Source organism: Comamonas odontotermitis, assembly GCF_020080045.1.
Taxonomy (GTDB): domain Bacteria; phylum Pseudomonadota; class Gammaproteobacteria; order Burkholderiales; family Burkholderiaceae_C; genus Comamonas; species Comamonas odontotermitis.
The window spans coordinates 272,628-296,919 of the sequence record NZ_CP083452.1 but is presented as its reverse complement, the minus strand read 5'-3'; the positions used below and the strand labels follow the sequence as shown (position 1 = coordinate 296,919).

Genomic DNA, 24,292 nt, shown 5'->3' with positions numbered 1-24,292 from the left:
AATACCCAGCTGCAAGCGGTAGTGAGCACTGCGGGTACTGTGAATTTTCTTCAAGCGCCCTTGGCTGACATTGCGTTGCCGCCAAAGCCGTTTATATTGGGCAGTTCCTGCAATCAACCTTCAAGGAGTCAACCAATGGGACTGTTCAGCTTTATCAAGGAAGCCGGTGAAAAACTGTTTGGAGGCAAGGACGCCGCTGCCGCCCCTCAGGACCTGAACGCCACCGCAGGCGCAGCCATCGAAAAGTACATCGGTACCCAGAATCTGGGCGTGACCGATGTGAAAGTCGCCTTTGACGCAGGCAAGGTGACCGTGACGGGCACTGCCCCCACCCAGGCCGCCAAGGAAAAGGTGACCCTGTGCTGCGGCAACGTCTCAAGCGTGAGCGATGTGGACAACCAGATGACCGTCACTAACCCCGAACCCGAAGCCAAGTACTACGACGTGGTCTCCGGCGACACTCTCTCGGGCATCTCCAAGAAGATGTATGGCGACGCCAACAAGTACATGGTGATCTTCGAAGCCAACAAGCCGATGTTGAGCGACCCCAACAAGATCTACCCAGGCCAGAAGCTGCGCATCCCTGCAGTGTAAAAGCCGGTAGGCCCATCAAAAAACCCGCGCAGGGCTTCCCCTGCGTGGGTTTTTTATTGGAATGGATGTCACGCGGCTCTGGACTGCAGGAACCGGTCTACCAACTGGCGCAGGTCCTGTTCGGCCTTGTAGATGACCGCCAGATACTCCTGGTTGTTGATGCCCCACAGCGACGAGTCCATTTCGGTCGTGTGCGCCACCAGGAAAGGCAAGGTCGTCACCACACGCATCTGCGCCTTGGTCTGCAGATAGGTATCAATGGTGTTGGTGTGCGGATCGCGGATGTTGGCGTCCCACTGGGCCAATGCCTCCAGCGCCGGCTGGGTGTAGATGTTGTGCACCATGCTGGTCATGCGGTCGAGCACCACAAAGGTTTCGCCGTCGCGCTGCTGAACGTCCAGCACCTGGGTGTCGGGGTGGATCTTGGCGATCAGTCCCGCAAAAATGTCCCATTCGCCAGCGTGCTGCTGCAGCCAGGCATCGACCTTGCCGCGGCGCAGCGCGTAATCAGGCGGCATCTCCACGTCGTCTTCCATCACTTCAATCTGTGGCACGCCAGCCTGCAGCGCCTTGCGAGCAAGATAGTGGTAGCTCATGGCACAGCCCAGCCATCCAGGGCTGTGGCGCACACCATCAAACACCGCCACATCGCGAGCGAGGCCGGGCAAGGTCTCCTGCACGAAATGTGCGCGGCGGCGGTGGGTTTCGGGCATGCTCAGCACCATGCAGTCACCCGGCAGCGGTTGGGTCTGCGTCAGGGCATCCCATGTGGCGGTATCGATTCGGCCTAGCGCGTACAGGGCGCGGCAGGCCATGAACTCGAACTGCTGCGCGCTGCGCTGCACCTCCTGCTCGACGGCCTGGCGCACCTCGGCCGGTGCAATCGTGATTTGCTGCAGCAGTTGTTCCACCGCCTTCACCAGCGCCTGCGCATCGCCAACCGGCGCCACACGCACCGCGCCGCTGTCCACCAATTCCTGATAGATGTCAATGTCGGCGCTGCTTTCCGTCACAACCGGCGTGCCCAGACTCAGGCACTCGTAAATGCGCGTGGTCTCCAGCAATGCACCTTCGTAGTAGTGGATGTTGACCACCACGCGCGCCTGGCGCACAGCCTGGCGCAAAGCGTCACCAAACAGATTGCCTTCGATGCGGACCGTGAAATGGCGCTGCAGCTCCTGCAGCATCTCCTGGCGACGCGGCGCATTGACATCACCGTAGAACAGCACATCGCACACCGGCTCGGCAGGCTGCAGCGCAGGCTCGCCGCTGGCCTCCAATGCCAGCGAATAATCGGCCACACCGCCAATGGGCACCAGGAAGGTGTGCGGGTAGCGCACGCCCTTGCCTTCCAGGAAGGCCAGGTTGGCCGGCGCATAATCCCAGGCCGACAGCGAGTTCTCCAGGATCGACAGGTATTCTGGCGTGAACCAGCGCGGACTGACGCTCTGCTCCATCTGGAACACGATACGTTTTTCACCCGGAGGCAATTGCCTGAACATCTGCGGGCACACCACGATGTACATGTCCAGCACATAACCCTCGGGAGGAACCTCCTGCAGCACGGACACCTCGAACCCCGCCTTGCGCAGCACCTGCGCGAGGCCGTGCGCAACAAACTGCGTATGCGCGGTGGCCAGCACGCCGTACCGTCTGTTGCGACCGGGCAGCAGCGGCACCGTTTGTGGCACCACTCCTTGCGAGCGCTGAATGCGCCGGCGCAATGCGTGCCGCACCTTGCGCACCAGGGCCGGCTCGTAAGGCGCGAGCTTCTGCTTGAGGCGGAAAAGCGCGCTTTTCAACGAGCGCAGCGCATCCTTGACCCGCCACAGCGGTGTCAGCTGGCGCGCCATGGCCTGCATCTGCTGGCTTTGCTGCTCGATCTGCCACTGCTTCTGGGCGCCCTCCAGCTCCAGGGCCCGCATCCGGGCAGTCTGCTGCTCGAGGCGCTGCTGCTTGCGTGCGGCGTTCTGCTCCAGAGCCTGCACCTGCTGCTGCATGTGACGGCCAGCCTCGTCCAGCGTCGCCTGCACTTGCTCAGCTCGGCTTTGCCACTGCTGGCGTGCCAACTCCAGTGCGCGGATCTCGCCGTCCTGCTTTTCAATCCAGGCATGCCGCTGCTGGCCTGCTGCCTCCAACTGTTGTGCCTGCTGCTCGACACCGGCCAGTTGGTGCTTCAGCGCCTGCATCTCGGCCCGGCATTCAAACCGCGCTCCAAGGGCGCCCAACACCGCCTGCACCTGGTTTTGGAGATCCGTGTGGGCCGGATTGCAGAGTGACCGCAGCAGCGCGGGTTGCTCGGGCCCCACCAGCAACACCCCCAGGCCATTGCTGTGCGGAAAGTGCAGGCTGGGGTAGCGATTCTTCAGCTCTGCCCACAATTGGTGTACGCCAAAGTCATCCCGGTAGACATTGCTGTCGTGGAAAAGCACAACCCCGCGCTTGCTGAGCTTGGGCAACCAGCTCTCGAAATCATGGCGAACGGCTTCATAGGTATGCAGGCCGTCGATGTGCAGCAGATCCACACTGCCATCGGCAAAGCTGCGCAGAGCCTCATCAAAGCGCATGCGCATCAGCGTGGAAAACCGCAGGTAATGCGGGTCGTGGTGCTGCCGCAGGCTGGTATAGATGTGCTCGCCATAGGCGCCCGCATGGGCGTCGCCCTCCCAGGTATCCACCGCATAGGCACGGGTCGGCAATTGCTGCGCCGCAATCGCCTGGCAAAAGGCGAGGTACGAGATGCCGGAGTACGCACCCAGCTCCACCAGCACATCTGGCCGGGCCACCGCCATGAGCCAGGCCGCAAATGGAATATGGCCCGCCCACGGTGCGGGGTGGGTCAGGTGATGGGGCTCCATCATGGCTGCGGGCAGCAGCCAGTCGTAATCCGCAGAGTCCTCGCGCAGGACATCGGTCATTGGTTTCATGTCGAAGAAGTCTTTTCGTTGTCGCCGCCTGCACGCAGCGCGATGCTCCGCATCGGAATCCCCAAAAGGCCCGTGGCCACGTTGGTGGATTCGGATTTGAAGTGCACGGCATCCTGAATCCAGTGGTGCTGCACGTGGTCGTGCTGCGAGCCATCGGCCAGCGCAATATCAATGGCGTAGTGGCCCACCGGCATGCGCGGCATGTCAAAGCTGAATTCCGCCTGCAATTGCTGGCCTGCGGCGCAGGCCACAGGCTGGCCCAGGTAGGAGAGGTAGCTGTTGTCCCCAAATACAGCCTGGCCGGTTCGGTCCTTCACGACAAAACCGACGATCGGGGATTGCAACGCCTGCAGGCACTGCGCCTGCACCCGCAAAGTCACAGGCTCGCCCCCCACTACCCAGTGCAGGGGGCGGCGCTGCGCATCTATCAGCCAGACATCAGTGATGCGTGCACCACCCAACCCGAAAGACATGGCTTCGGGATTGAAGCGGAATACTTCGATATCGTTGCGCAAGGGCTCGCTGCGGAAAAAATCTTGACGCTGGTCATGAAAGCTCAGCTGTACCGCCTCGGCCTGCGTCACCGCCACGCCTGCAGCGGCACTCTCGCCCTGCTCTGCCTCATAGCAGGCCTGCATGTACCGGTCGCAGACTTCCTTGGTCGGACCTACCTGCATCACGCGGCCCTTGTCGATCCAGACCGCGCGGTCGCACAGACTCTTGATTGCAGCCGTATCGTGGCTCACGAACAGCAAGGTACCGCGCTGCATGAAATTGCGCAGAAAGCGCATGCATTTCTGGGTGAACACGGCATCGCCCACCGCCAGCGCCTCGTCCACCACCAGAATATCAGCATCCACATGGGCGATCACCGCAAAGGCGAGGCGCACATACATGCCGCTGGAATAGGTCTTGACCGGCTGCTCCATGAATTCACCGATATCGGCAAACGCCGCAATCGAATCGAAGCGCTCGGTGATCTGCGCATCCGACAGCCCCAGCAGCGCGGCATTCATGTAGACATTGTCGCGGCCCGAAAACTCGGGGTTGAAGCCAGCGCCCAGCTCCAGCAGCGCCGCGATGCGGCCGTTCGTGCGCACCTCGCCCCGGGTTGGCTCCAGCGTGCCGCACACCATCTGCAGCAAAGTGGACTTGCCGGAACCATTGCGGCCAATGATGCCGACCGTCTCGCCCTTGCGCACGCGCAGGTCCAGGTGGTGCAGCGCCCAGAATTCGCGGTAGTAGTCCTTCGCCGGACGCCCCACCATGCGCGACATGCGTGGCAGCACAAACTGCCGCAGCCGATCGCCCGGCCGGTCGTAGACGTGGAAACACTTGCCCAGGCCGTCGATCTCCAGCGCCATCGTTTCAGAGGACATCGGCAAATCCTTTGCGCGTCTTCTGGAACCAGGCAAAGCCCAGCCACGCCACGATGGCACAGACCACCAAACTGACAGCCCAGGCGGCCCAATCCGGCGCACGCCCCCAGATCAGCACCTCGCGCGATTGCTCGATAAAAAAAGTCAGTGGATTGAGCCACATCACGGTCTGGAACTCTGGCGGCAGTGCCTTGACGGGAAAAAAGATGGGAGAAATGAACATCAGCATCGTGGTCAGCACACCGGTGATCTGCTTGAGATCGCGCGCGAAAACGCCCAGCGATGCAAAAAACCAGCCCACACCCAGGGTCAGCAACACCAGCGGCAGCCAGATCAGCGGCAGCAGCAAGGCCGTGGGCGGCACGCTGCCATTGAGCACCAGCAAGGCCAGCAGCAGTACCACCAGGCTGGCCAGCGACTGGATCAGCGCCGAGCACACGGCCACGATCACCAGAATTTCAAGCGGAAACACCACGCGCTTGACGTAGTTGACATTGCCCAGAATCAGCTGCGGGGCACGGTTGAACACGTCGGAGAAAAAACCATACACGATGAGGCCCGAAAACAGCACCATCGCAAACTGCGTCTTGGATTCGTTCAGATCACCCCAGCGCGCCTTGAACACCACGGAGAACACAAAGGTGTAGATCACCAGCATGCACAGCGGAATGATGAGCGACCACAGCCACCCCACAACCGAGCCCGTATAGCGCTCGCTCACATCGCGACGCGTCATCTTCCTGATCAAAGGCCAATGCGTGCGAACGCTGGCAACCATGGCTGCAGCAGAAGCTGCGCTGCCAGCACGAGCTGTCAATGTAAAACTCCGTTAATTGGTGAGGGGCCAAGTTTACTGGTGCGAGGAGCCCAGTGTGGCCTTTATCGGAGCTACGGTTACACCTAGCCACGCTTACGTTGCTAAGCTATTGATTTTATTGAAACCAAGGCAGGCCATGCTGGCGCCAGCCACCCAGCCCGCCCCGCTGGCCTTGGCTGTTTGCGTCGCCCTCGAAGCCTTCAAGGATGTTATATGCGGCTAACCCAAGCTCGGTAGCGCGTTTTGCGGCAGCCACCGAGCGCACGCCACTTCGGCACAGAAGAACGACTTTTTTCCCTTGCTCCTTCTGGGCAACCGCCTGCAGCAGGACGTCAAAGTCAGGATTCATCGCCATACTGGGCCATTGCTTCCAGGCAAGGGGCACGGCGCCTGGCACCTGCCCCACCCAGGCACGCTCGGCATCGGTACGGACATCCACCAGCACGGCTTCGCCGCTTTGCACCCAGTGCCATGCCAGCTCTGGCGCAATATCACCGGCATAGCCGCTGGCGGGATGGATCTTTTGCTGCTCTGTGGTCAATGTCATAGCGGTACGGTCTCCATGCGGTTTACGCAAACCAAATCTCAACAAGATATTTGCCAATGAGAATACACCGCCTGTATTCTTCACCTCCGGTTGGGCGAAATATTTTTAAATTTGATAGCTATCTGCGCATTTCTGCTGCGCTTCATCACTATTTTCCATCCAAGCTTCGCCAAGATTTGGCTCATGCGGCCAGATCCCAGGGCGGCGCAGGAATCGACTTGAGCTGCTCGCGCAGCGCGCGGTGATCGGGCACCACCTCGGCCACAGTGTCCCAAAAGCGCGGGCTGTGATCCATCACACGCAAATGGGCCAATTCGTGCGCGACCACATAGTCGATGACGGCGGGCGTGTAGTGCATCAGCCGCCAGTTCAGCCGGATGGAGCCATCGGATTTGGCACTGCCCCAGCGAGTTTCAGCGCTCGACAGCCGCAGGCTCGTGTAATGCACACGCAGAAGCGGTGCAAAGTGAGCGAGCCGCGAGAGAAAATGCTGGCGCGCACTTTTCATGAACCAGGCCTGCACCAGATCCCGAATCTGCTCACGCCCGGCTGCACGCGGCAGGGCCAGGTACAGCCGCGAGGGACTGCCGGGTAGCTCGCTCTCCACTCGCCATACCGCACCGGCACGCGCCACGCGCTGCTCGCTGTCGATCACCAGTTGCAGCGGCTGCCCCAGAAAGGGCAGGGTTGCGCCATCTTCCCAGCGGATGGTGGCGTTCAGGCTATGGGCGCGGCGGCGCTGCATTTCGCCCAGCTTGCGCACAATCCAGGCCCCCTTCTCCTGCAGCGCTTCGTCAATGCCGTTCTGCGTGACCCAGCGCGGCGCACGCACCACGAGGCCGTCCTCCCCCACCAGAAAGCCAATGCTGCGCCGCTTGGCGCGCTGGAGCAGGTAGGCGATATGGGTGTCGCCCAACAACACAGCGCGATTGGCCCCCGGGTGCTCGAATGCCTGTGGCAGCAGGGTGTGCGACAAGGATTCGGGCTCAGGCTCGGGCGGCATGGTTTTCGTAGACACCGCAGATGGCGTCTCCACACCTGCACCAGGCGCTGGCTGGACACCTGGAATCACCAGATCGGGCACTTTTTGCAGTGACGGCACCACAGGCCTATCGATCACCGGCGGCGGTGCCACGGGCACGGATGGGCGTGTACCACCCTGCCCCGCCGCAGCCTCGGCAGGCGCCCTGGGCTCACTGCGGTCCCACAGGTCCAACGCCAGTTGCACCAGCCGGCGCACATCCGCAATCATGCCCACCTCCGTTGCACGGCTGTCCTGGCCCATTTCGGTGAGAAATACCCTTTTCCGCCCTTGGAAGTGCCCAGCCGCAGGTCTTGAACCATCGCGCGTTTTTTCCTGAAGCAGCCTCGCGATGAAAAATAGCCACCAGCGCTTGAAGTACAAGCACCAGCAGCTATTGTTTTTATAGTTCTTTGTAGCGAGACTGAAGTATCGCAGGCAGGCAAGTAGATGCTCTCCGGTAAAAAATCAATCGGCAGAGGCATCGGCAGCGGACGCAGCCGGGGCGCGTTCCGCACGCGCGGGCAACTGCGGCTTGCCCACATAGGCCTCCGGGTCCAGGCGACGCATTTCTGACTCGATCCAGAATTCCACCTCTGCCATCAACTCGTCATGCTTGCGACCCTTGCTGTCGATGGGTTTGCCCACCGACACATCCACCGTGCCCGGTTTCTTCACGAATGCCTTGCGAGGCCAGCACTTGGCAGAGGTCACGGCAATCGGCACCACCTGCGCGCCCGTCATGATGGCCAGGCGGGTGGCGCCGGTCTTGTAGTCGCCAGTCTCGCCGCGTGGAATGCGGGTCCCTTCGGGAAACATGATCACCCAGATACCCTGCCCCAGCAGGCGCTTGCCCTGTTCCACCACCTTGTGGAAGGCACGGCTGCCGTCCTTGCGGTCAATGTGGATCATGTCCAGGCTGCCGATCGACCAACCGAAGAACGGAATCTTCAGCAGTTCTTTCTTGAACACATAGGCAAGCGGCACCGGCATGATGGCCGGCATCAGAAAAGTCTCGAACGTGGACTGGTGCTTGCACAGCAGCACCACGCCTTTTTCACTCCCCGGCTGGCCCTGCACCGGCAGATTCTCCATTCCCTGCATGCGCACCTTGATACCGCAGAACCAGCCTGCGCTATCGGCCGACAGCTTGAGCCAACGCCGAGCCACTGTATAGCGCGCCATGCTGCTGGCACCGCATACGCGCAGCAGCAGAATGGTCAGGGTGAACGGAATCACCGTCAGGCTCATGAAGAGCGTATGCAAGATCGATCGAATCAGGGGCATGGGTCAAGTGGCAAAGCAGCACATGACAGGTGCCATGTGCGAGTGCTAAATCTATCCAGGTGCGCGGGTCGGCAACCAACCGCCAATGAACGGATGTGGCCCGGGCACGCGGTCATCAGCGCATGATCATATCGGAAGCGAACCCACATTGACCGGGGATAACACAGAGGCCACGAAGCACCCCACCACAGCCCGAAGAACGACAACTGCAGCCTGCGGCAGCGCAGCAGCCAGGCTCTTACACATTTCGGCCACCGCCATGATTAAAGAGGAATCTAAATAATTCATTGATTTTTATAGAAATAAATTCAACTACCCACAAGAAGAAGGGAGGTATCCACAAGCTTGCACACAGCTTGATCAAAATGGGAAAAATCTCAATAAATTATTTACATATCAATGATTTATGGTGGATAAATCAGCTATTTCTAGAATAATTGTGGATAAATGACTGCTGGAAGCAGCGCCGTGCTGCACGCCACCCGTGCAGTGAGCGAGCACTTATGCACACAATGTGGAAAGCAGACCCACTAGCACAAAACAAGGCGCGTGAATTTGAAAATGCCTAGAGCGCGTATATAACTTATTGAAAAATAGAAATAAAAAATTTTGTCAACGAGGCAAAGGCCATGGGCGACAATCTGTGTTAGTGGCTCGGGCACCTGATGGCGGCTTGTATGTCAACAAAGTTATCCACAAATGCATCGGCCATTGTTGATTTACCTTGGGATTTATCTTGTGGGTAAGTTGTCCTACAATTTTCTCAATGCCTTCTCCGGGTTGCACAACTGGTAAAAATACCTAGGCTGGTGCACCGCGCTTGGCGTCCTCCTGAAATCAGAAGTCCCAAGCCCTACACTTGGTACTTTGGTCCGCTCCGCCCACGCATCTCCTGTCTCTGCATTCCGTGCCCTTGCTTCTTGTCGCCGTCCATACGCCTGCCCATAGCGCCATCAGCGCTGCCAGCGAGCTGCTGAGCTATCGCAGCGAACAGTTGCTGCCACGCGGCAGTCTGGTGCGTGTACCCCTGGGCAAACGGGAAGTGCTGGGTGTTGTCTGGGGTGAGGATGACAGCTATGCAGGCGAGGCCAGCGCACTCAAACCCATCGCTGCCGTGCTCGAAGGCATTGACCCCATGCCGGAAAACTGGTTGCGCCTGGTGCAATTTGCTGCACGCTACTATCAGCGCAGTCTGGGTGAGATGGCCATCACCGCCTTGCCGCCCGCCTTGCGTGATTTGACAGCAGAGCAGCTGACCCGGCGGCTCAAACGCAAAAGCCAGGCCGCGCCAACAAACACAGCCACTGACACCGCCTTGGCCTTGAGCCCCGAGCAAGCCGTTGTTTGTGCGCAGATCGATGCCAATGCAGGGCCATTCCTGCTATTTGGCAGCACTGGCAGCGGCAAGACCGAGGTCTACCTGCACCAGGCCGCGCAGCTGCTGCAGCGCGATCCAACTGCCCAGGTGCTGGTGATGGTGCCCGAGATCAACCTGACCCCACAGCTGGAAGCACGCTTTCAAGCCCGCTTCACGGCCCAGTTGGGTGAAAGCGCCGTTGTCAGCATGCACAGCGGCATGACGCCGCCGCAGCGCCTGAAAAGCTGGCTGGCTGCGCATACAGGCCAGGCCCGCATCGTCCTCGGCACGCGCATGGCGATATTTGCATCGATGCCGCAGCTCCAACTCATCATCGTCGATGAGGAGCACGACCCCAGCTACAAACAGCAGGAGGGAGCGCGGTACTCGGCACGCGATCTGGCCATATGGCGCGGCCATGATCTGAATGCCAAGGTCATACTGGGATCCGCCACACCCTCGCTGGAGAGTTGGTGGGCCAGCCGCCCTGCCGGAACCGCAGGACCGCAGGATGCCGGCGGCCGCTACCTGCGGCTGGCCATGCCCAGCCGTATCGGTGCGGCCGGCGTAGGTGCTACCGGCGTAGGTGCTACCGGCGTAGGTGCTACCAGCTTAGGGGTGGCCAGCCCAGGTGCCACCGAATCCGGCGCAGGCGCCATGCCACGCCTGCGCATGGTCGATATGCGGCAGCAACCGCGCCGCACGGTGTTCTCCGATGCGCTGCTGCAAGCCATTACAGAACGTGTGGAGCGCGGCGAGCAGGCCTTGGTCTTGCTGAACCGGCGCGGTTTTGCCCCAGTGCTCTTCTGCGGCGATTGCGGCTGGAAAAGCGATTGCCCCCATTGCAGCGCGCACCAGGTCTTTCACAAGAATGACCGCACGCTGCGCTGCCACCACTGCGGATACACCCAGCGCGTACCGCACGCCTGCCCCAGCTGTGGCAACCCCGACATCCTGCCACTGGGCAAGGGAACCGAGCAGCTCGAAGAAGAGCTGGAGCGCCTGCTGCGCAACGTACAGCGCCCCGACGGCGACCCAGCCCGCATCGCACGCATCGATGCCGACACCACCAAGGCCAAGGGCGCACTGGAAGAAAAGCTGGCCCATATGCACGCAGGCGATGTCGACGTGCTGGTTGGCACGCAAATGGTGGCCAAGGGCCATGATTTCCGGCGCGTCACCCTGGTGGCCGCCGTGCAGCCCGATGGCGCCCTGATGTCCAGCGACTTTCGCGCGCCTGAACGCCTTTTCTCATTGCTGCTGCAGGCGGCGGGCCGTGCCGGGCGCGACGCTGCCTACGTGGCAGCGCAAGGCAGCAAGGTGGAAATGTGGCTGCAGACCCTGCAGCCCGACCATGCCGTATATCAGGCGCTGCGCCGTTGGGACTTCGCAGGCTTTGCCGCCCAGCAACTGGCGGAGCGGCGCGACGCTGCCATGCCACCATTTGCCCACCAGGCCATCATCCGTGCCGATGCCCGAACGCAGGAGGTGGCGCAGGGCTTTCTGCGTGCCGCTGCGGCTGCCGCAACCAGCCAGCCCATGCCCGGAGCGGAAGATGTATTCGTCTACCCGCCCATTCCGCTCGCCGTGCAGCGCGTTGCCAATGTGGAACGGGCGCAGATGCTGATCGAGAGCCCATCGCGCAAGGCCCTGCAGCAATTCCTGCGCGCCTGGCAGCCCACACTGCACTGGCTGCGCAGCCACCCGGAGCACAAAGCCTTGGTACGCTGGCTGGTGGATGTGGATCCGCAAGCTATCTAATCAATAGCATTCAGCGCTTGACATGCAAGCGCTACAGCCACTTTTATTGAAAAAATTCTGCAAACCCACTGACCGCCAGTGTAAAGCTGACAAAGGCGAGCGCCGTGCTCACCAGAATGATGTGCGCAATGCGGCCGTTGTGCGCGCCATAGCGCTCGGCCAGCAAGGTGACATTGCTGGCACTGGGCAGGGCAGCCACCAGCGCCAGCACCATGACCGAAAAGGACGGCAGCGGCAAGCCCAGCGCAATGGCAGCATGGCCCAGCGCCAGCACCAGCAGCGGATGCACGAACAATTTGACCAGCGCCAGCGGTACATAGCTGCCTGGGGCCGCGTACTCGGCCTGCACCATCTTGGAGCGCGCGAGTACCGCGCCCACGGCAAATAACGCGACCGGTGTCGCTGCGCTCGCCAGCAGCCCGACCGTCTTGTCGATGGCCACAGGCAGTTGCCACTGCAGGTAGGAGGCGAGCGCGCCCAGCAGGATCGACCAGGGCATGGGATTGGAGAGCACGCCCTTGAACGCCTTGCCCAGCGCCGGGCGAATGTTGCCTGCAGCGCCATCCATGCGAGACAGGGCCAGGCCCAGCGAGGTTGTCATCACCATGTCCACCAGCATCGACAGGATGGCTGGCCCGGCAGCCGCCTCGCCCAGCAGCGCCACCAGAAGCGGCAGCCCCATGAACCCGGTATTGGGGAAAGCCGTGACCAGTGCGCCAAAGGCGCTGTTGTTCCAGTCCAGCCCGCCTCTGCGCGAGAACCAGACACAGCCGCCCACCATCAAGAGCTGCACCAGCATGTACAGCAGCAGCGTGGGAATATTCATCAACTGTGCAAACGGCAGCGACGAGCCCGCCTTGTACAGCATGCACGGCAGTGCAAAGAACAGCACGAAGGCATTCACCCCGGCGATGGCGGGCAGCGGAAATATGCCGCGGCGCGTGGCCAGATAGCCGCACAGCACCAGCGCAAAGAATGGAAAGGTGACAAGAAAGACAGACAGCACCCGCGTATTGTGCCGATGCCTCTGCGCTGCTGCTGTAGCGCGAGGGACCAGCGCGGGCTATCAGGCACCCGGGACATCCCCAAAGTGCCCCCCCCCCCGCTCACACCACGCCTCTACCAGAGAAAAAAAGAGCATTCCTGCATCGATATAGCCCGTACAAATAGAAAAACCTGCCAGCGACGCGGCAGGTTCTGGGTATCGGCTATTGGCGAAACGAGCGCCAGGCGCTCGCTACAAGGGATCAGATCGACACGAGCTTTTCCACATCTGCGCATTTGCGACGGGACAGCGCCAGATTGCTGCGCTGCTTGTCGAGCACCAGATACAGGAAGAGGCCTTCCTTTTGCGCCATGGGACGAATGATGTGGTACTGCGTGCCCAGGGTAATCAGAATATCGTCAATCGAGTCGTTGAGGCCGAGCGACTTCATCGTCTTGAGCTTGGCGCGTACCACCTCGGTATTGCCCGCCGCAGCCAGTTCGAGGTCCAGACCGGAGCCTGCGCTGCCCAACAGCATGCCGCTGGCGCTGTCCACCAGTGCTGCGCACATGGCGCCATCAACGGTGAGCAGTTGTGTCAAAGCTTCTTGTACCGATGCCATTCATCTCCCCTTCACGCACTGGCTGATTGTCGTCGCTGGCTCATTCGGCCAATGCAACGCATGGGCCAGCTTTCTCCCTGCCGGCGCCATGCAGGCGGCGCCATCAGGGTTTGTTCATTTCCGCACCGACTTCCGCAGCCGCCCAGAGCACACGGCCCAGGATGGCATTGGTGTCGAGCACCATGCACAAAATACACGGGAACTCGGATGATACCGATTGAAACACAACCACGCCACTGTCGGTTTCAAACGTGAGGCGTTTGCAGCCCGCATGGTTGATTTCCCGGCCCACGGCACGTGCCATCGCCATCAGCGAGCCGGCCATGGCCGACAGGCGGTTGAGTTGCAACTCGCTGTTCGTGCGCAGCGATGCGATCTCAAAACCATCGGGAGTGCTGAGCAGAGCAACACGGACCCCATCGACGGGCCCGATCAATTTATCCAGCGCCTGTTGGCCCGCTGTGACAACCTGGGCAGGGATCATGGGTTGTGATGCGGTCATGGATTCTCGCTTTGCAAAGACAGCATGGAAACTAGCACACTCATTACTTCCAGCATCTGGGCGCGATCACGGGGATCGGCCTGCAACACGGGAATCACGCCATAGCCGGCAGAATACACACCTTGCGCGAATGTTTCAATTTGTGTATCGCCCGCGTCACGCGCGCTCAGAATCAAGGTGACAGGCGCCGTCTCCAACTTGCTGATCTCGCCGAGAATGTGCGTGGTTTCCGCCAGGCTGCCAGCGGCATTCACGTCGGCCATGATGAAAACACCCATGGACACCGACAACACCCATTGACGCACAAAGCTGAAACGCTCCTGCCCCGGGCAGCCGCAGATCTGGACGCGATCACCATCGCCCAGGTCGATTTCACCGAATTCGGTACCGACCGTGGTGAAGTCCTTGGTGTGGGCGGCAAGGTCGAGATTGCGCACATCCGAATGGGACATCAGCTCGCCACACAAGGTACGCACGGCTGTTGTCTTGCCTATGCCCATGGGCCCACACAGCGCAATGCGGGGCAGCGCCAGCTTTTGCCGCGTGCCCCAGTCCAACTCCTGAATCATGCCGCTTTTCCTCCTCCGCGGATCCATCGGCTCAAACGGCCGAGTAATCCACCGGAGTGTACCGGCTCACGGCTTCCCGCAGAAGCAATTGCGCGCTGAGACGACATGGCGACACCACGCAGCACGCCGCGTTGACCCAGTTCCACCAGCATGTGGCGGGCGGTAGCGGAATCCATTCCGCTATGGGTGCAGAGTTGGGCAAGGGAAATAGGCTCGCGCGACAGCAGGGCCAGTGCCCGGATGCAGGCACCGGTGTTGAAGGGCGCGCCCATCGATACCCAGGATTTGAGCTGGTAGAGATATTCCTGCTTGGCCGCAGGTGCGGCGTCAGCCACCTGAGTCTGCGCACGCGCACTCCGGGCAATCACTTTCTGGCGCGCTTCCCAGTCCAGCAGAAAGACGGCGGCACGGTCCAGCGTATCGATCAGGTCGCTCAGCGTGTAGTTCACCTCCAGGCGCCCCGCCCAGGAGGCATTGCCCGTGAGGTTGCCCCCTACATTGCCGACGGTCACCACGCAAGGGCTGTTGCCCAGCGAAGAAACGACATCAGCCATGCCCTGGTCCACGAGAACCAGTTGGGCACGGTCTCGAGGCACCTCCTTCCAGGGAAGCACCGACTTGCGTGCAGCCACCCCGAACAGTTGCACGAAACGGTGCCTGACATTGGGGGTGAGCAAATCTGCGGAAATACCGGCGGTCTGCATGGATGTGACTCGTAACTTATTGTCTAAATTTATTAGCACTTTCGTTGAACAACAACGATGCTATCGCACATTCTAAAAGCTTGTAAGTTAGGCGCAAGTCTTTCGTCAAGGTGGAAAGCATCTACCTACATTGATTGACATTCAGCCCGGCGAAACGTGTGCTTTCTGTAACAAAAAAATATACAAAGTCCCATGTCTGCAGTCGGCGGAGCTTGCCGCTATTCTTCTGCACCTTCTTCATCTTTTATCCGCAAGGTTTCATCGCTCCATGGCAGCAGGCCTCAATCTCGCCCAATTGCAAGCAGTGCATTACACGCAAGGCCCTTGCCTGGTGCTCGCAGGTGCGGGCTCCGGCAAGACGCGCGTCATCACGCACAAGATTGCCCGGCTGATTGAGACAGGCCTTGCACCGCGCAAGATTGCTGCCATCACCTTCACCAACAAGGCTGCCGCCGAAATGCGCGAGCGTGCCAAGGGGCTGATCGGCCGTGCCGCCAATGATGTGCTGATCTGCACCTTCCATGCCCTGGGCGTGAAAATGGTGCGCGAAGACGGTCATGTGCTGGGCCTCAAGCCCCAGTTCAGCATCCTCGACAGCGACGATGTCGTCGGCATCCTGAAAGATGCGGCCGGAGGCTCCGCAGATGCGGCCACCGCACGCCAGTGGCAGTGGACGATCAGCAAATGGAAGAACATGGGGCTGGACTACAAGGCGGCCCTCGCCCAGGCCGCCGATGACAACGAGCGCGCCATTGCGGTCATCATGCAGCGCTATGAAGAGCGCCTGACCGCCTACCAGAGCGTGGATTTTGACGACCTGATCGGCATGCCGCTGCGCCTGCTGCGCGACCACCCGGCCGTGCGCGCAAAATGGCAGGCCCATCTCGGCCATGTGCTGGTGGACGAGTACCAGGACACGAATGCCACTCAGTACGATCTGCTGAAGCTGCTGATCGGCGAGCGGGCCCATTTCACCGCCGTGGGCGACGACGACCAGAGCATCTACGGCTGGCGCGGCGCCACGCTCGATAACCTCAAGAAGCTGCCGGTGGATTTTCCGCAGCTCAAGGTCATCAAGCTGGAGCAGAACTACCGCTCCACCAGCGCCATCCTGCGCGCGGCCAACAATGTGATCCAGCCCAACCCCAAGCTGTTTCCCAAGACGCTGTTCTCCGAACTCGGCGAAGGCGAGCCGGTGCGCATCGTGGATTGCGATACCGAGGAGCATGAGGCCGAGCGCGTCGTGGCGCGCATCATGAGCCTGCGCGCCAGCGCCAACCCACCGCCGGACTGGAAGAACTTTGCCATTCTGTACCGCGCCAACCACCAGGCCAAGCCGTTTGAAAAGGCCTTGCGCCGCGCCAACGTGCCCTACAAGGTCTCGGGCGGCACCAGCTTTTTCGACCGCGCCGAAATTCGCGATCTATGTGCCTGGTTCCGGCTGTGGATCAACAACGATGACGATCCGGCGTTCCTGCGCGCCATCACCAACCCCAAGCGCGGCATCGGCCACACCACCCTGGGCCGGCTGGGCGAATTCTCGAAAGCGCACCACTGCAGCATGTTCGGTGCGCTCTTCAACAGCATGCTCGAAGACGCCATGCCCGCCAAGGGCCGTGAAAGCCTGCTGGAGTTCGGCCGCTACATCAACGACCTGGAATACCGGGCACGCCAGACCCGCGGCGCCGAGGAATCGCTTGCGTTCCTGATGGAGTGGCTCAAGGAGATTGGTTACGAACAGCACCTGTACGACGCCGAAGACAGCGAAAAGCTTGCGGCCGCGCGCTGGACCAATGTGCTCGAATTCTGTGAGTGGATGGCCCAGCGTGCGGGTGGCCAGACCTCGACGACCGCCGACATCACCACCACCAGCGAGGCCAAGAGCCTTCTGGAAGTCTCGCAGACCATCGCGCTGCTCTCGACCATCAGCGAGCGAGAAAAGGAGCAGGACATGGTGGTGCTGTCGACCTTGCATGCCAGCAAAGGGCTGGAGTGGCCACATGTCATGTTGATCGGCGTCAACGAAGGACTGCTGCCCTTCAAGCTGGAAGACGACGAAGGCCGCCAGCAAAAAGTGACCGAAGACGTCGCCCTGCGGCTGCAGGAAGAGCGCCGCCTGATGTATGTAGGCATCACCCGCGCGCAACGCTCGCTGGCCGTGAGCTGGACCAAGCGCCGCAAAAAGGGACGCGAGCTTGTCTCCGCCCTGCCCAGCCGCTTTATTGAAGAAATGGGACTGGACCAAAGCACCGCCCGCGAAGACCCCCGCGAGAAGCTGCGCAAGCTGCGTGAGGAATTTGCCAAGAAGGCGCAGAACGCCAGCAACAATGCCAGTCCCGGTACCGTTTGATTCGCATGAAAAACACTATATTTTTAATAGCTGCAAGCGCTTTACTGGTAAGCGCATGCGCTACAAATCAGCAAAAACCACGTCCAGCCTGCCCCACGGCAGCCCAAATGGACCAGCCGGAGCTGCTGGGTCGCTGGACAGCCACCATGGATGGTCAGCCCGGCCCCATCCAGCTGCAGCTCGCACCGCATCCGGAGTGGAACGGCACGGTCAAGGGCAGCATTGCACGCCCTGCGGGCCGATCTGTCGTCGTGGGCGATGTCAACCAGGGCAAGCTGACGATGGAAGAATCAGCGGACGGCAAAAAAGTGAGCGGCACCTGGCTCGGAGATGTGGTGGAAGGCAGTTGTGCACGCGAGATCCGTGGCGATTGGCTGGATGATAAAGACAACAGTGTCCCTTTCGTCATGCGCAAACAGCAGCAATAATGTGCGACCGTGCAGCCCCACTCGCGTCTGCACGCACCTCGCTCCAATACCCATGAACACCACTTTCTTTGCGCGCACCCCGCTGGCGCTCGCCTGCTCTGCACTGGGCGCCTGCCTGGGCCTGCCCGCTGCCTGGGCACAGAATGCCTCCGCCATTGCAAGCAATACCACGGACACCGCCTGGCGCCAGTGCACCCAGCAGCAGGACAGCAACGCACGCCTGGCCTGTTTCGACCAGTGGGCGCAGCAGCAAAGCAAGCAAGTGTCGGTAGAGCCGACACCGGCTCCCGTATCCGCTGCAGCAACGGCCCCGTCGGCCACCGAGGCAAGCCCGGCCAGCACCGGCCTGCGCGCTCCCGCCACAGCGCTGGCGGCTACCGAAGAGATTGCGCCTCCCATTGGGGGTTGCCGTAACGATGCCTACACCGAGATGTCACGCTTCTGGGAACTGGAAGCCGGCACCGATTGCGGCAAATTCAGCTTCCGTGGCTACCGCCCGCTTTCCGTGTCGATTGCAGCAGGTGACCATGTCAACCAGCAACCGACCTCGGGCAACCCCGGCAACTCGGCCCCTACCGCCGAGCCTTACCAGAAGCAGGAAATGCGCATCCAGCTGTCGGTGCGTACCAAGCTCGCGCAGAATCTGCTGACCGACCCCAATGGCAAGCTGCGCGATTCGCTGTGGATCGGCTACACCGGTCTGTCGTACTGGCAGGTGTTCAACTCGGACATGTCGCGCCCCTTCCGCACCACTGATCATGAGCCCGAGATTTTCTATGTCTACCCCACTACGGCACAGCTGCCGTTTGGCTGGCGCTGGCGCTACAGCGGGGTGGGCCTGGTGCACCAGTCCAATGGCCAGAGCGATCCGCTCTCGCGCAGCTGGAACCGCACCTACTTGATGACCGGCTTCGAGCTGGACAACCGACTGCAGTTGCAGGCCAAGGTCTGGCATCGCATCAAGGAAAGCGCCGAGGACGACAACAACCCCGGCATCCAGAACTACATCGGTCGCGGCGAGTTGAAGCTGGGCTGGAACGTGAACCAGCGCAACTGGATGGGCCTCACCGCTCGCGGCTCGCTCAACGGCCACGGCAAGGGCTCGGGGCGCCTGGAGTGGATGCACACGCTGGGCGAAGGCTGGATGGGCGGCAAGAGCAATCTGCGCCTGCACGCCCAGCTGTTTCACGGCTATGGCGACAGCCTGATCGACTACAACTACAAGCGCACGGTGTTCTCGCTGGGCTTCAGCCTGCTGGATTTCTGACCGTTCTAAGCCGCCAGACGCACCAGCCGCTGGCACAGATCCGATTGCGGATCCTCCAGCCCGTGCAGCACCGAGAAATGGTCGCAGCCAGGCAGGGCTGCGTGCTCCGACACATTGCCCGCAGCCTGCCATCCGGCATGCATCAGCAGGGACTGGCGCTCGAACTCGCTTTGTTCGCGCCCACCCCACACCAGGTGCATCGGCGTGGCGCAACTGCGGGCGCCATACGCGGGGGAGTTGCGGGTAATCACCCCTTCATCGAGCTGAATCAGAGGCTGCAGATAGCTGTAGCGTAACGGGGCAATGTCGTAGATACCGCTGATCAGGAGCGCTCCGCGCAGCGGGTCATTGGGCAGTCCGTAGTCTCTGGCCCAGGGCGTTTGCAGGCACATGGCGCCCAACTGTCCGCCCGCAGAGTGCCCGCCCACCACCACCCGGCCCGGATCTCCGCCATAGGCTTCGATATGGCGGAAAACCCATGCCAGGCTGGCCCGGCACTGGCGCACGATTTCATCAACGCTGACCTGCGGGCACAAGGCATAGTTCACCACCACCGTGCAAAAGCCCAGGGCCTGCGGCCCCCATGCGAGACAGCTGAACTCCTTGGAGGTATTGGCCCGCCAGTACCCGCCGTGGAAGAAGACGAACACCGGAGCCGCCACGCCGTCTGGCGCATGGAAGATGTCCAACGTCTCGGCCAGGGTTGCACCAAACGCAACATCCAGCTCACAGCGCAGTTGGGCCCGGGCAAGGGCACTGCGCTGCACAAAATGCTGGCGCGCCGCTGCCGGGTCTGCCACAGGCCGCAGCGGATCGTAGGCTGCGTCAATCTGTGCCTGCGATTCAAAATCGCGGTAAAGCTTGAAAGGCGAGGGCGCCACGGCAACCGCCCGCTCAGTTGGCATCCGGCACCACAGCCGTCACCTCGATCTCGACCTTGGCGCGGTCTTCGATCAAGGCCGCCACCTGCACCGCCGTCATGGCGGCGTTGAAGCTGCCGATCAGTTCGCGGTAGGCCTTGCCGATCTCGGCCTGCTGGGCCAGGTATTCCTGCTTGTCGGTGATGTACCAGGTCATGCGAACGATGTGTTCGGGCCGGGCGCCGCCTTCTTCGAGTACGGCCACAATGTTCTGCAGGGCCTGACGCACCTGACCCGCCAGATCATCCGTGTGGAACACGCCTTGCGCATCCCAGCCGATCATGCCGGCCACGAACAGCTGGCGCCCGGTGACCGTCACGCCATTGGCATAACCCTTGGGGCGGGGCCAGCCCTGGGGAAGTAGTACTTGCATAGCGATTCCTTTCCAGATCAAAAACTATTGCACGCCATCGCCCACCATCCAGCGCTCGATCGCCGCACGAATGGGAGCGGGCACAGCCACGGCTGCGTGGCTGTCCAGGTTGGTAAAGACCAGCACCTTGCGGGCCATCGCGCGCAGCACACCATCCGTGCCCATGCAGCGCAGCACCAGCTCCAGCGAGCGGCTGCCCAGCCTCTGCACGGCCAGATCCAGGTGCACGGCATCGCCCATGCGGGCGATGGCGCGAAAATCGCACTCCAGATGCACAATGGGCAGACCCGTTCGCTCCGGCCCCAGCATCTGCGCGTAGGGGTGCTTCAGCGCCTGGTTGAACCAGTCTTCCACCAATCCGTTGAACAGCACCAGGTACTGCGGGAAGAAAATGATGCCCGCCGGGTCGCAGTGTGCAAAGCGGATGCTCATGCTGCTGCGGAAAAACGGGCCGTGCTCGGGCCAAGTCAAGGCTGCCATTTCAGATTCCGATATAGCGCTGCCAGACCTCGGGCTGGCTTTGCAGCTGCGCCGAAGGGCCCTGCCACACCACCTGGCCGCGCTCGATGATCGTGTGGCGATCAGCCAGCCCCATCAGGCGCTTGACGTACTTGTCGATCACCAGAATGGTCTGTCCCTGCGCACGCAAGGCAGCAAGACAGCTCCAGATTTCCTCGCGAATCAATGGCGCCAAGCCTTCGGTGGCTTCGTCCAGAATCAGCAGGTGCGGGTTTGTCATCAACGCCCGGCCAATGGCCAGCATCTGCTGCTCTCCGCCCGACAGGCGGTTGCCCAGATTGCCCGCACGCTCAGCCAGACGCGGAAACAACGCGTACACCCGCTCCAGCGACCAGGGGTTTTCCGAGGCATTGCGGTTGGCGGCAAAGGCCAGCAGGTTTTCCTGCACGGTCAGATTTGCAAAGATCTGCCGCCCTTCAGGCACCACGGCCATGCCCATGCGTGCAATGCGGTCAGCCGCCAGCCGCTCGATGCGCTCGCCGCGAAAACGGACGCTGCCGCTGCTCGCCGGGGTGATGCCCAGCAGGCTGCGCACCGTCGTGGTCTTGCCCATGCCATTGCGCCCAAGCAAGGTGGCAACCTCGCCCGCTCCAATCTGCATGTGCATGCCAAAGAGCACCTGACTGCTACCGTAGCTGGTCTGCAGTTGCTCGACTTCCAGCAGAGCCGTCATGGCGCCACCTCCTCTGCCTCATCGCCCAGGTAAGCACGCTTGACCTCGGCATGGTTGCGGATCTCTTGGGGCGTACCACTGGCGATCACCTTGCCAAACACCAGAGTCGATATGCGGTCGGCCAGGCGGAACACAGCATCCATGTCATGCTCAACCAGCAGGATCGTGGTATCCCCCCGCAACTGCTGCAACAGCGTCACCATGCTTTCGGATTCCTCAGGCCCCATGCCTGCCATGGGCTCGTCGAGCAGCAGCATGCGTGGCCGCGTGGCAAGCGCCAGCCCCACTTCCAGTTGGCGCTGCTCGCCATGAGCAAGCAGGCCGGCTGGTTGCTGCAGTTGGGCTGACAACCCCACCCGCGCGGCCACTTCGGCAGCCTGCGCATAGCGCGCGCTTTCAAGGCGCGCAGGGCGCCAGAAGCGCCAGCTCGAGCCATCGCGCGACTGCACGGCCAGCGCAATGTTCTCCAACACCGACAGGCGCTTGAAAATGCTGGTGATCTGGTAGGAGCGCACCAGCCCGCGCTGCACCCGCGCGGGCATCGCCATGGCGTGGATTGCATCGCCCGCAAAAAGTATCCGCCCCTCATCGGAAGCGAGGGCCCCCGACAGCTGGTGGATCAAGGTGGTCTTGCCCGCGCCATTGGGGCCGATCAGCGCATGGATTTCGCCAGCATGCACATCGAAGCTGGCATGGTCGGTGGCCGTGAGCCCGCCAAAGCGCTTGACCAGGCCCTGCACCTGCAGCAAAGGTGTCGCCACTGTATTCATGGCTTTCTCCACATGCCGCGCCGCAAGCTCAGCAATCCATTGGGTGCCACCAGCACCACGATCAGCAGCACCGCCCCCAGGCCCAGTTGCCAATGCATGGTGTAGGCGGCCAGCACCTCTTCCAGCAGCAGGAACACCGCAGCCCCCAGCAAGCCACCATACAGATGCCCCACCCCGCCCAGAATGACCATGATCAGTAAAATTCCGGACTGCGTCCACTGCAGCATGCCCGGGCCCACAAAGCTGCTCTGGTTGGCCAGCATGGCGCCCGCCAGTCCAGCAAAGGCGCCAGCAATCGTGAAAGCCGCAAGCTTGTAGCGATAGACAGGAAAGCCGATCGCGGACATGCGGATCTCGTTCTCCTTGATCGCCTGCAGCACATGGCCAAAACGCGCGTTGAGCATGCGCGCCATCAGCAGCACGCAGAGGGTCACCAGCAACAGCACCACGTAGTAGAAAGTCGTGTCGTCGCCCAAATCCAGTCCAAAGCCAATCTGAGAACGGGCGGGCAACGACAGGCCGTCGTCTCCGCCCAGGGCCTTGAACGACATGATCAGGTAATACAGCATCTGCGCAAATGCCAGGGTGATCATGATGAAGTACACCCCTTGCGTGCGCAGGCTGATCGCCCCCACCACCAGTGCAAAGCCTGCCCCCAGCAGCATCGCCAGCGGCCAGGCCAGCCAGGCGGACGCCACGCCTTGCTGCATCAGCACGCCCACCGTGTAGGCGCCCAGGCCCATGAAGGCCGCGTGGCCGAAGCTGACCATGCCGCCAAAGCCGAGGATGAAATTGAGGCTTGCCGCGGCCAGCGCAAACACCAGCACGCGGCTGGCCACGCCAATGTAGAAATCCTCATTCATTGCACGGGCGAGCAGCGGCAATGCCACGAGCAGCAGAAAGACGGGCAGCATCACCCGCCAGTGAAGGCGATGATCCAGGATACTGGGCCGCGCGGGGCCGCTCGCGGCCGAGTAGGAAGCGGAAGTGTCAGTCATGGGCGGGGAACAGGCCTTGGGGTTTGTAGAACAGCACGGCTGCCATCAGCACATAGATCAGGATCGAGGCAACAGCCGGGCCCGCGTTGGCGGCAACATCCGGCCCCATGGTTTTTTCGAACAGCAGCGGTACCAGGGTTCGGCCTGCCGTATCGACCACACCGACCAGCAAAGCCCCCAGCAGCGCGCCGCGGATCGAGCCGATGCCGCCAATCACGATCACCACAAACGCCAGGATCAGAATGCTCTCACCCATGCCCACCTGCACCGCCAGCAGCGGCCCAAGCATCCCGCCCGCCACGGCGCACAGGGCGGCCCCAAGCGCAAACACCAGGGTGAACAGACGGCGCACATTCGCCCCCATGGCGGTCGCCATTTCGCGATTGGCGGCACCGGCGCGCACCTGCATGCCAAAACGGGTTCGCGTGACCAGCAGCCACAGCAGCAAGGCCACAAGCAGACCCACACCGATGATCAGCAGGCGGTATGCGGGGTAGGAGAAACCGCTCATCAATTCAACAGGCCCGGCCAGAGCCGCGGGCGGGTTCAGCATCAACGGCTGCGCTCCCCAGATGATGCGCACGACTTCGTTGCTCATCAGCAAGATGGCGAAGGTGCCCATCACCTGCGACAGATGGTCGCGGTGGTAGAGCCTGCGCAGGATGGTGCACTCCAGCAGCACGCCCACCACCACCGTGGCGAGCACACCCAGGCCCAGGCCCAGCCAGAACGAGCCCGTGGCCTGGCTGAAGGTAGCCACCATGTAGGCTCCAATCATGTAGAGCGAACCATGGGCCAGGTTAATCATGTCCATGATGCCGAAGACGAGCGTCAGCCCGGCCGCCAGCAGGAAAAGCATCAGGCCGAACTGCAGTCCGTTGAGCGATTGCTCCAAAATCAAGATGGCGTTCATCGAAGTCGG

At 61.5% G+C, this 24,292-nt stretch carries 23 protein-coding genes; 5 read left to right on the top strand and 18 right to left on the bottom strand.

All coding sequences use genetic code 11. The features are described 5' to 3' along the window. Positions 1-135: 135 nt before the first annotated feature. Positions 136-594, top strand: coding sequence for a peptidoglycan-binding protein LysM (gene lysM / locus LAD35_RS21665; RefSeq protein ID WP_224153003.1), 459 nt, complete (start codon positions 136-138; stop codon positions 592-594). Between the two features lie 68 nt (positions 595-662). Here the strand turns inward: lysM and LAD35_RS21660 are convergent, their stop codons facing one another. The 6 genes from LAD35_RS21660 to LAD35_RS21635 form a co-directional block, all read right to left on the bottom strand. After that, complete coding sequence (locus LAD35_RS21660; protein ID WP_224153002.1) at positions 663-3,521, bottom strand: class I SAM-dependent methyltransferase; 2,859 nt, start codon at positions 3,519-3,521, stop codon at positions 663-665. After that, entirely contained in the window at positions 3,518-4,900 is a 1,383-nt protein-coding gene (locus LAD35_RS21655) for an ABC transporter ATP-binding protein (RefSeq protein WP_224153001.1), read from the bottom strand. Before LAD35_RS21655 ends, LAD35_RS21660 begins: the two co-directional genes overlap by 4 nt. Beyond that, positions 4,890-5,636 carry an ABC transporter permease gene (locus LAD35_RS21650; protein WP_263434678.1) on the bottom strand — a complete coding sequence of 249 codons (747 nt, stop codon included), beginning with the start codon at positions 5,634-5,636 and terminating at the stop codon, positions 4,890-4,892. The genes LAD35_RS21655 and LAD35_RS21650 overlap by 11 nt, the downstream gene beginning before the upstream one ends. Before the next feature lie 196 nt (positions 5,637-5,832). Then, a complete protein-coding gene (locus tag LAD35_RS21645) occupies positions 5,833-6,264 on the bottom strand; it encodes a rhodanese-like domain-containing protein (protein ID WP_224152999.1) in 432 nt (143 codons plus the stop codon). A gap of 181 nt (positions 6,265-6,445) precedes the next feature. Beyond that, positions 6,446-7,549: a M48 family metallopeptidase gene (locus LAD35_RS21640; protein WP_224152998.1), complete on the bottom strand. Its 1,104-nt coding sequence runs from the start codon at positions 7,547-7,549 to the stop codon at positions 6,446-6,448. 204 nt (positions 7,550-7,753) lie between these two features. Beyond that, positions 7,754-8,572 carry a lysophospholipid acyltransferase family protein gene (locus LAD35_RS21635; RefSeq protein ID WP_224152997.1) on the bottom strand — a complete coding sequence of 273 codons (819 nt, stop codon included), beginning with the start codon at positions 8,570-8,572 and terminating at the stop codon, positions 7,754-7,756. 907 nt (positions 8,573-9,479) lie between these two features. Here LAD35_RS21635 and priA point away from each other — a divergent pair. After that, positions 9,480-11,690, top strand: a complete 2,211-nt coding sequence (gene priA, locus LAD35_RS21630; protein WP_224152996.1) for a replication restart helicase PriA — start codon at positions 9,480-9,482, stop codon at positions 11,688-11,690. A gap of 43 nt (positions 11,691-11,733) precedes the next feature. Here priA and LAD35_RS21625 read toward each other — a convergent pair whose 3' ends face one another. From LAD35_RS21625 to LAD35_RS21605, 5 genes are all read right to left on the bottom strand, one after another. Further along, on the bottom strand, positions 11,734-12,696 hold the full coding sequence (locus LAD35_RS21625; protein WP_224152995.1) for an AEC family transporter: 963 nt from the start codon (positions 12,694-12,696) through the stop codon (positions 11,734-11,736). Positions 12,697-12,937: 241 nt separating this feature from the next. Next, complete coding sequence (locus LAD35_RS21620; protein WP_224152994.1) at positions 12,938-13,297, bottom strand: hypothetical protein; 360 nt, start codon at positions 13,295-13,297, stop codon at positions 12,938-12,940. Between the two features lie 103 nt (positions 13,298-13,400). Beyond that, the gene (locus tag LAD35_RS21615) at positions 13,401-13,799 is read right to left on the bottom strand and encodes a roadblock/LC7 domain-containing protein (protein ID WP_224152993.1); all 399 of its coding nucleotides are present in this window, start codon (positions 13,797-13,799) and stop codon (positions 13,401-13,403) included. Further along, positions 13,796-14,368: a GTP-binding protein gene (locus LAD35_RS21610; RefSeq protein ID WP_224152992.1), complete on the bottom strand. Its 573-nt coding sequence runs from the start codon at positions 14,366-14,368 to the stop codon at positions 13,796-13,798. The genes LAD35_RS21615 and LAD35_RS21610 overlap by 4 nt, the downstream gene beginning before the upstream one ends. Further along, positions 14,365-15,072, bottom strand: coding sequence for a hypothetical protein (locus tag LAD35_RS21605; RefSeq protein WP_224152991.1), 708 nt, complete (start codon positions 15,070-15,072; stop codon positions 14,365-14,367). The genes LAD35_RS21610 and LAD35_RS21605 overlap by 4 nt, the downstream gene beginning before the upstream one ends. Positions 15,073-15,340: 268 nt before the next feature. On the opposite strand from LAD35_RS21605, the gene LAD35_RS21600 reads away from it, so the two are divergent. From LAD35_RS21600 to LAD35_RS21590, 3 genes are all read left to right on the top strand, one after another. Next, positions 15,341-17,422 (top strand): ATP-dependent helicase, encoded by a 2,082-nt coding sequence (locus LAD35_RS21600; RefSeq protein ID WP_224152990.1) that lies wholly within the window; start codon positions 15,341-15,343, stop codon positions 17,420-17,422. 107 nt (positions 17,423-17,529) lie between these two features. Beyond that, positions 17,530-17,850 (top strand): hypothetical protein, encoded by a 321-nt coding sequence (locus LAD35_RS21595; protein ID WP_224152989.1) that lies wholly within the window; start codon positions 17,530-17,532, stop codon positions 17,848-17,850. A gap of 52 nt (positions 17,851-17,902) precedes the next feature. Continuing rightward, a complete protein-coding gene (locus LAD35_RS21590) occupies positions 17,903-19,117 on the top strand; it encodes a phospholipase A (RefSeq protein WP_224152988.1) in 1,215 nt (404 codons plus the stop codon). 5 nt (positions 19,118-19,122) lie between these two features. Here the strand turns inward: LAD35_RS21590 and LAD35_RS21585 are convergent, their stop codons facing one another. Genes LAD35_RS21585 through LAD35_RS21555 form a run of 7 tightly spaced genes read right to left on the bottom strand, consistent with a single transcriptional unit; the run spans position 19,123 to position 24,283 of the window. Next, positions 19,123-20,022 carry an alpha/beta hydrolase gene (locus LAD35_RS21585; RefSeq protein WP_224152987.1) on the bottom strand — a complete coding sequence of 300 codons (900 nt, stop codon included), beginning with the start codon at positions 20,020-20,022 and terminating at the stop codon, positions 19,123-19,125. Further along, entirely contained in the window at positions 20,012-20,410 is a 399-nt protein-coding gene (locus LAD35_RS21580; protein WP_224152986.1) for a RidA family protein, read from the bottom strand. Before LAD35_RS21580 ends, LAD35_RS21585 begins: the two co-directional genes overlap by 11 nt. Positions 20,411-20,434: 24 nt before the next feature. Further along, complete coding sequence (locus LAD35_RS21575; RefSeq protein ID WP_224152985.1) at positions 20,435-20,890, bottom strand: acyl-CoA thioesterase; 456 nt, start codon at positions 20,888-20,890, stop codon at positions 20,435-20,437. A gap of 1 nt (position 20,891) precedes the next feature. Further along, positions 20,892-21,602, bottom strand: coding sequence for an ABC transporter ATP-binding protein (locus LAD35_RS21570; RefSeq protein ID WP_224152984.1), 711 nt, complete (start codon positions 21,600-21,602; stop codon positions 20,892-20,894). Then, positions 21,599-22,372, bottom strand: coding sequence for an ABC transporter ATP-binding protein (locus LAD35_RS21565; protein WP_224152983.1), 774 nt, complete (start codon positions 22,370-22,372; stop codon positions 21,599-21,601). Before LAD35_RS21565 ends, LAD35_RS21570 begins: the two co-directional genes overlap by 4 nt. Beyond that, positions 22,369-23,370: a branched-chain amino acid ABC transporter permease gene (locus tag LAD35_RS21560; RefSeq protein ID WP_224152982.1), complete on the bottom strand. Its 1,002-nt coding sequence runs from the start codon at positions 23,368-23,370 to the stop codon at positions 22,369-22,371. Before LAD35_RS21560 ends, LAD35_RS21565 begins: the two co-directional genes overlap by 4 nt. Then, positions 23,363-24,283 carry a branched-chain amino acid ABC transporter permease gene (locus LAD35_RS21555; protein ID WP_224152981.1) on the bottom strand — a complete coding sequence of 307 codons (921 nt, stop codon included), beginning with the start codon at positions 24,281-24,283 and terminating at the stop codon, positions 23,363-23,365. Before LAD35_RS21555 ends, LAD35_RS21560 begins: the two co-directional genes overlap by 8 nt. Positions 24,284-24,292 lie beyond the last annotated feature (9 nt).

Coding starts and splice junctions, on each gene's coding strand:
- lysM (WP_224153003.1), top strand. CDS start 136: ATGGGACTGTTCAGCTTTATCAAGGAAGCCGGTGAAAAACTGTTTGGA.
- LAD35_RS21660 (WP_224153002.1), bottom strand. CDS start 3,521: ATGAAACCAATGACCGATGTCCTGCGCGAGGACTCTGCGGATTACGAC.
- LAD35_RS21655 (WP_224153001.1), bottom strand. CDS start 4,900: ATGTCCTCTGAAACGATGGCGCTGGAGATCGACGGCCTGGGCAAGTGT.
- LAD35_RS21650 (WP_263434678.1), bottom strand. CDS start 5,636: ATGACGCGTCGCGATGTGAGCGAGCGCTATACGGGCTCGGTTGTGGGG.
- LAD35_RS21645 (WP_224152999.1), bottom strand. CDS start 6,264: ATGACATTGACCACAGAGCAGCAAAAGATCCATCCCGCCAGCGGCTAT.
- LAD35_RS21640 (WP_224152998.1), bottom strand. CDS start 7,549: ATGGGCCAGGACAGCCGTGCAACGGAGGTGGGCATGATTGCGGATGTG.
- LAD35_RS21635 (WP_224152997.1), bottom strand. CDS start 8,572: ATGCCCCTGATTCGATCGATCTTGCATACGCTCTTCATGAGCCTGACG.
- LAD35_RS21620 (WP_224152994.1), bottom strand. CDS start 13,297: ATGGCATCGGTACAAGAAGCTTTGACACAACTGCTCACCGTTGATGGC.
- LAD35_RS21615 (WP_224152993.1), bottom strand. CDS start 13,799: ATGACCGCATCACAACCCATGATCCCTGCCCAGGTTGTCACAGCGGGC.
- LAD35_RS21610 (WP_224152992.1), bottom strand. CDS start 14,368: ATGATTCAGGAGTTGGACTGGGGCACGCGGCAAAAGCTGGCGCTGCCC.
- LAD35_RS21605 (WP_224152991.1), bottom strand. CDS start 15,072: ATGCAGACCGCCGGTATTTCCGCAGATTTGCTCACCCCCAATGTCAGG.
- LAD35_RS21600 (WP_224152990.1), top strand. CDS start 15,341: ATGGCAGCAGGCCTCAATCTCGCCCAATTGCAAGCAGTGCATTACACG.
- LAD35_RS21595 (WP_224152989.1), top strand. CDS start 17,530: ATGGACCAGCCGGAGCTGCTGGGTCGCTGGACAGCCACCATGGATGGT.
- LAD35_RS21590 (WP_224152988.1), top strand. CDS start 17,903: ATGAACACCACTTTCTTTGCGCGCACCCCGCTGGCGCTCGCCTGCTCT.
- LAD35_RS21585 (WP_224152987.1), bottom strand. CDS start 20,022: ATGCCAACTGAGCGGGCGGTTGCCGTGGCGCCCTCGCCTTTCAAGCTT.
- LAD35_RS21580 (WP_224152986.1), bottom strand. CDS start 20,410: ATGCAAGTACTACTTCCCCAGGGCTGGCCCCGCCCCAAGGGTTATGCC.
- LAD35_RS21575 (WP_224152985.1), bottom strand. CDS start 20,890: ATGGCAGCCTTGACTTGGCCCGAGCACGGCCCGTTTTTCCGCAGCAGC.
- LAD35_RS21570 (WP_224152984.1), bottom strand. CDS start 21,602: ATGACGGCTCTGCTGGAAGTCGAGCAACTGCAGACCAGCTACGGTAGC.
- LAD35_RS21565 (WP_224152983.1), bottom strand. CDS start 22,372: ATGAATACAGTGGCGACACCTTTGCTGCAGGTGCAGGGCCTGGTCAAG.
- LAD35_RS21560 (WP_224152982.1), bottom strand. CDS start 23,370: ATGACTGACACTTCCGCTTCCTACTCGGCCGCGAGCGGCCCCGCGCGG.
- LAD35_RS21555 (WP_224152981.1), bottom strand. CDS start 24,283: ATGAACGCCATCTTGATTTTGGAGCAATCGCTCAACGGACTGCAGTTC.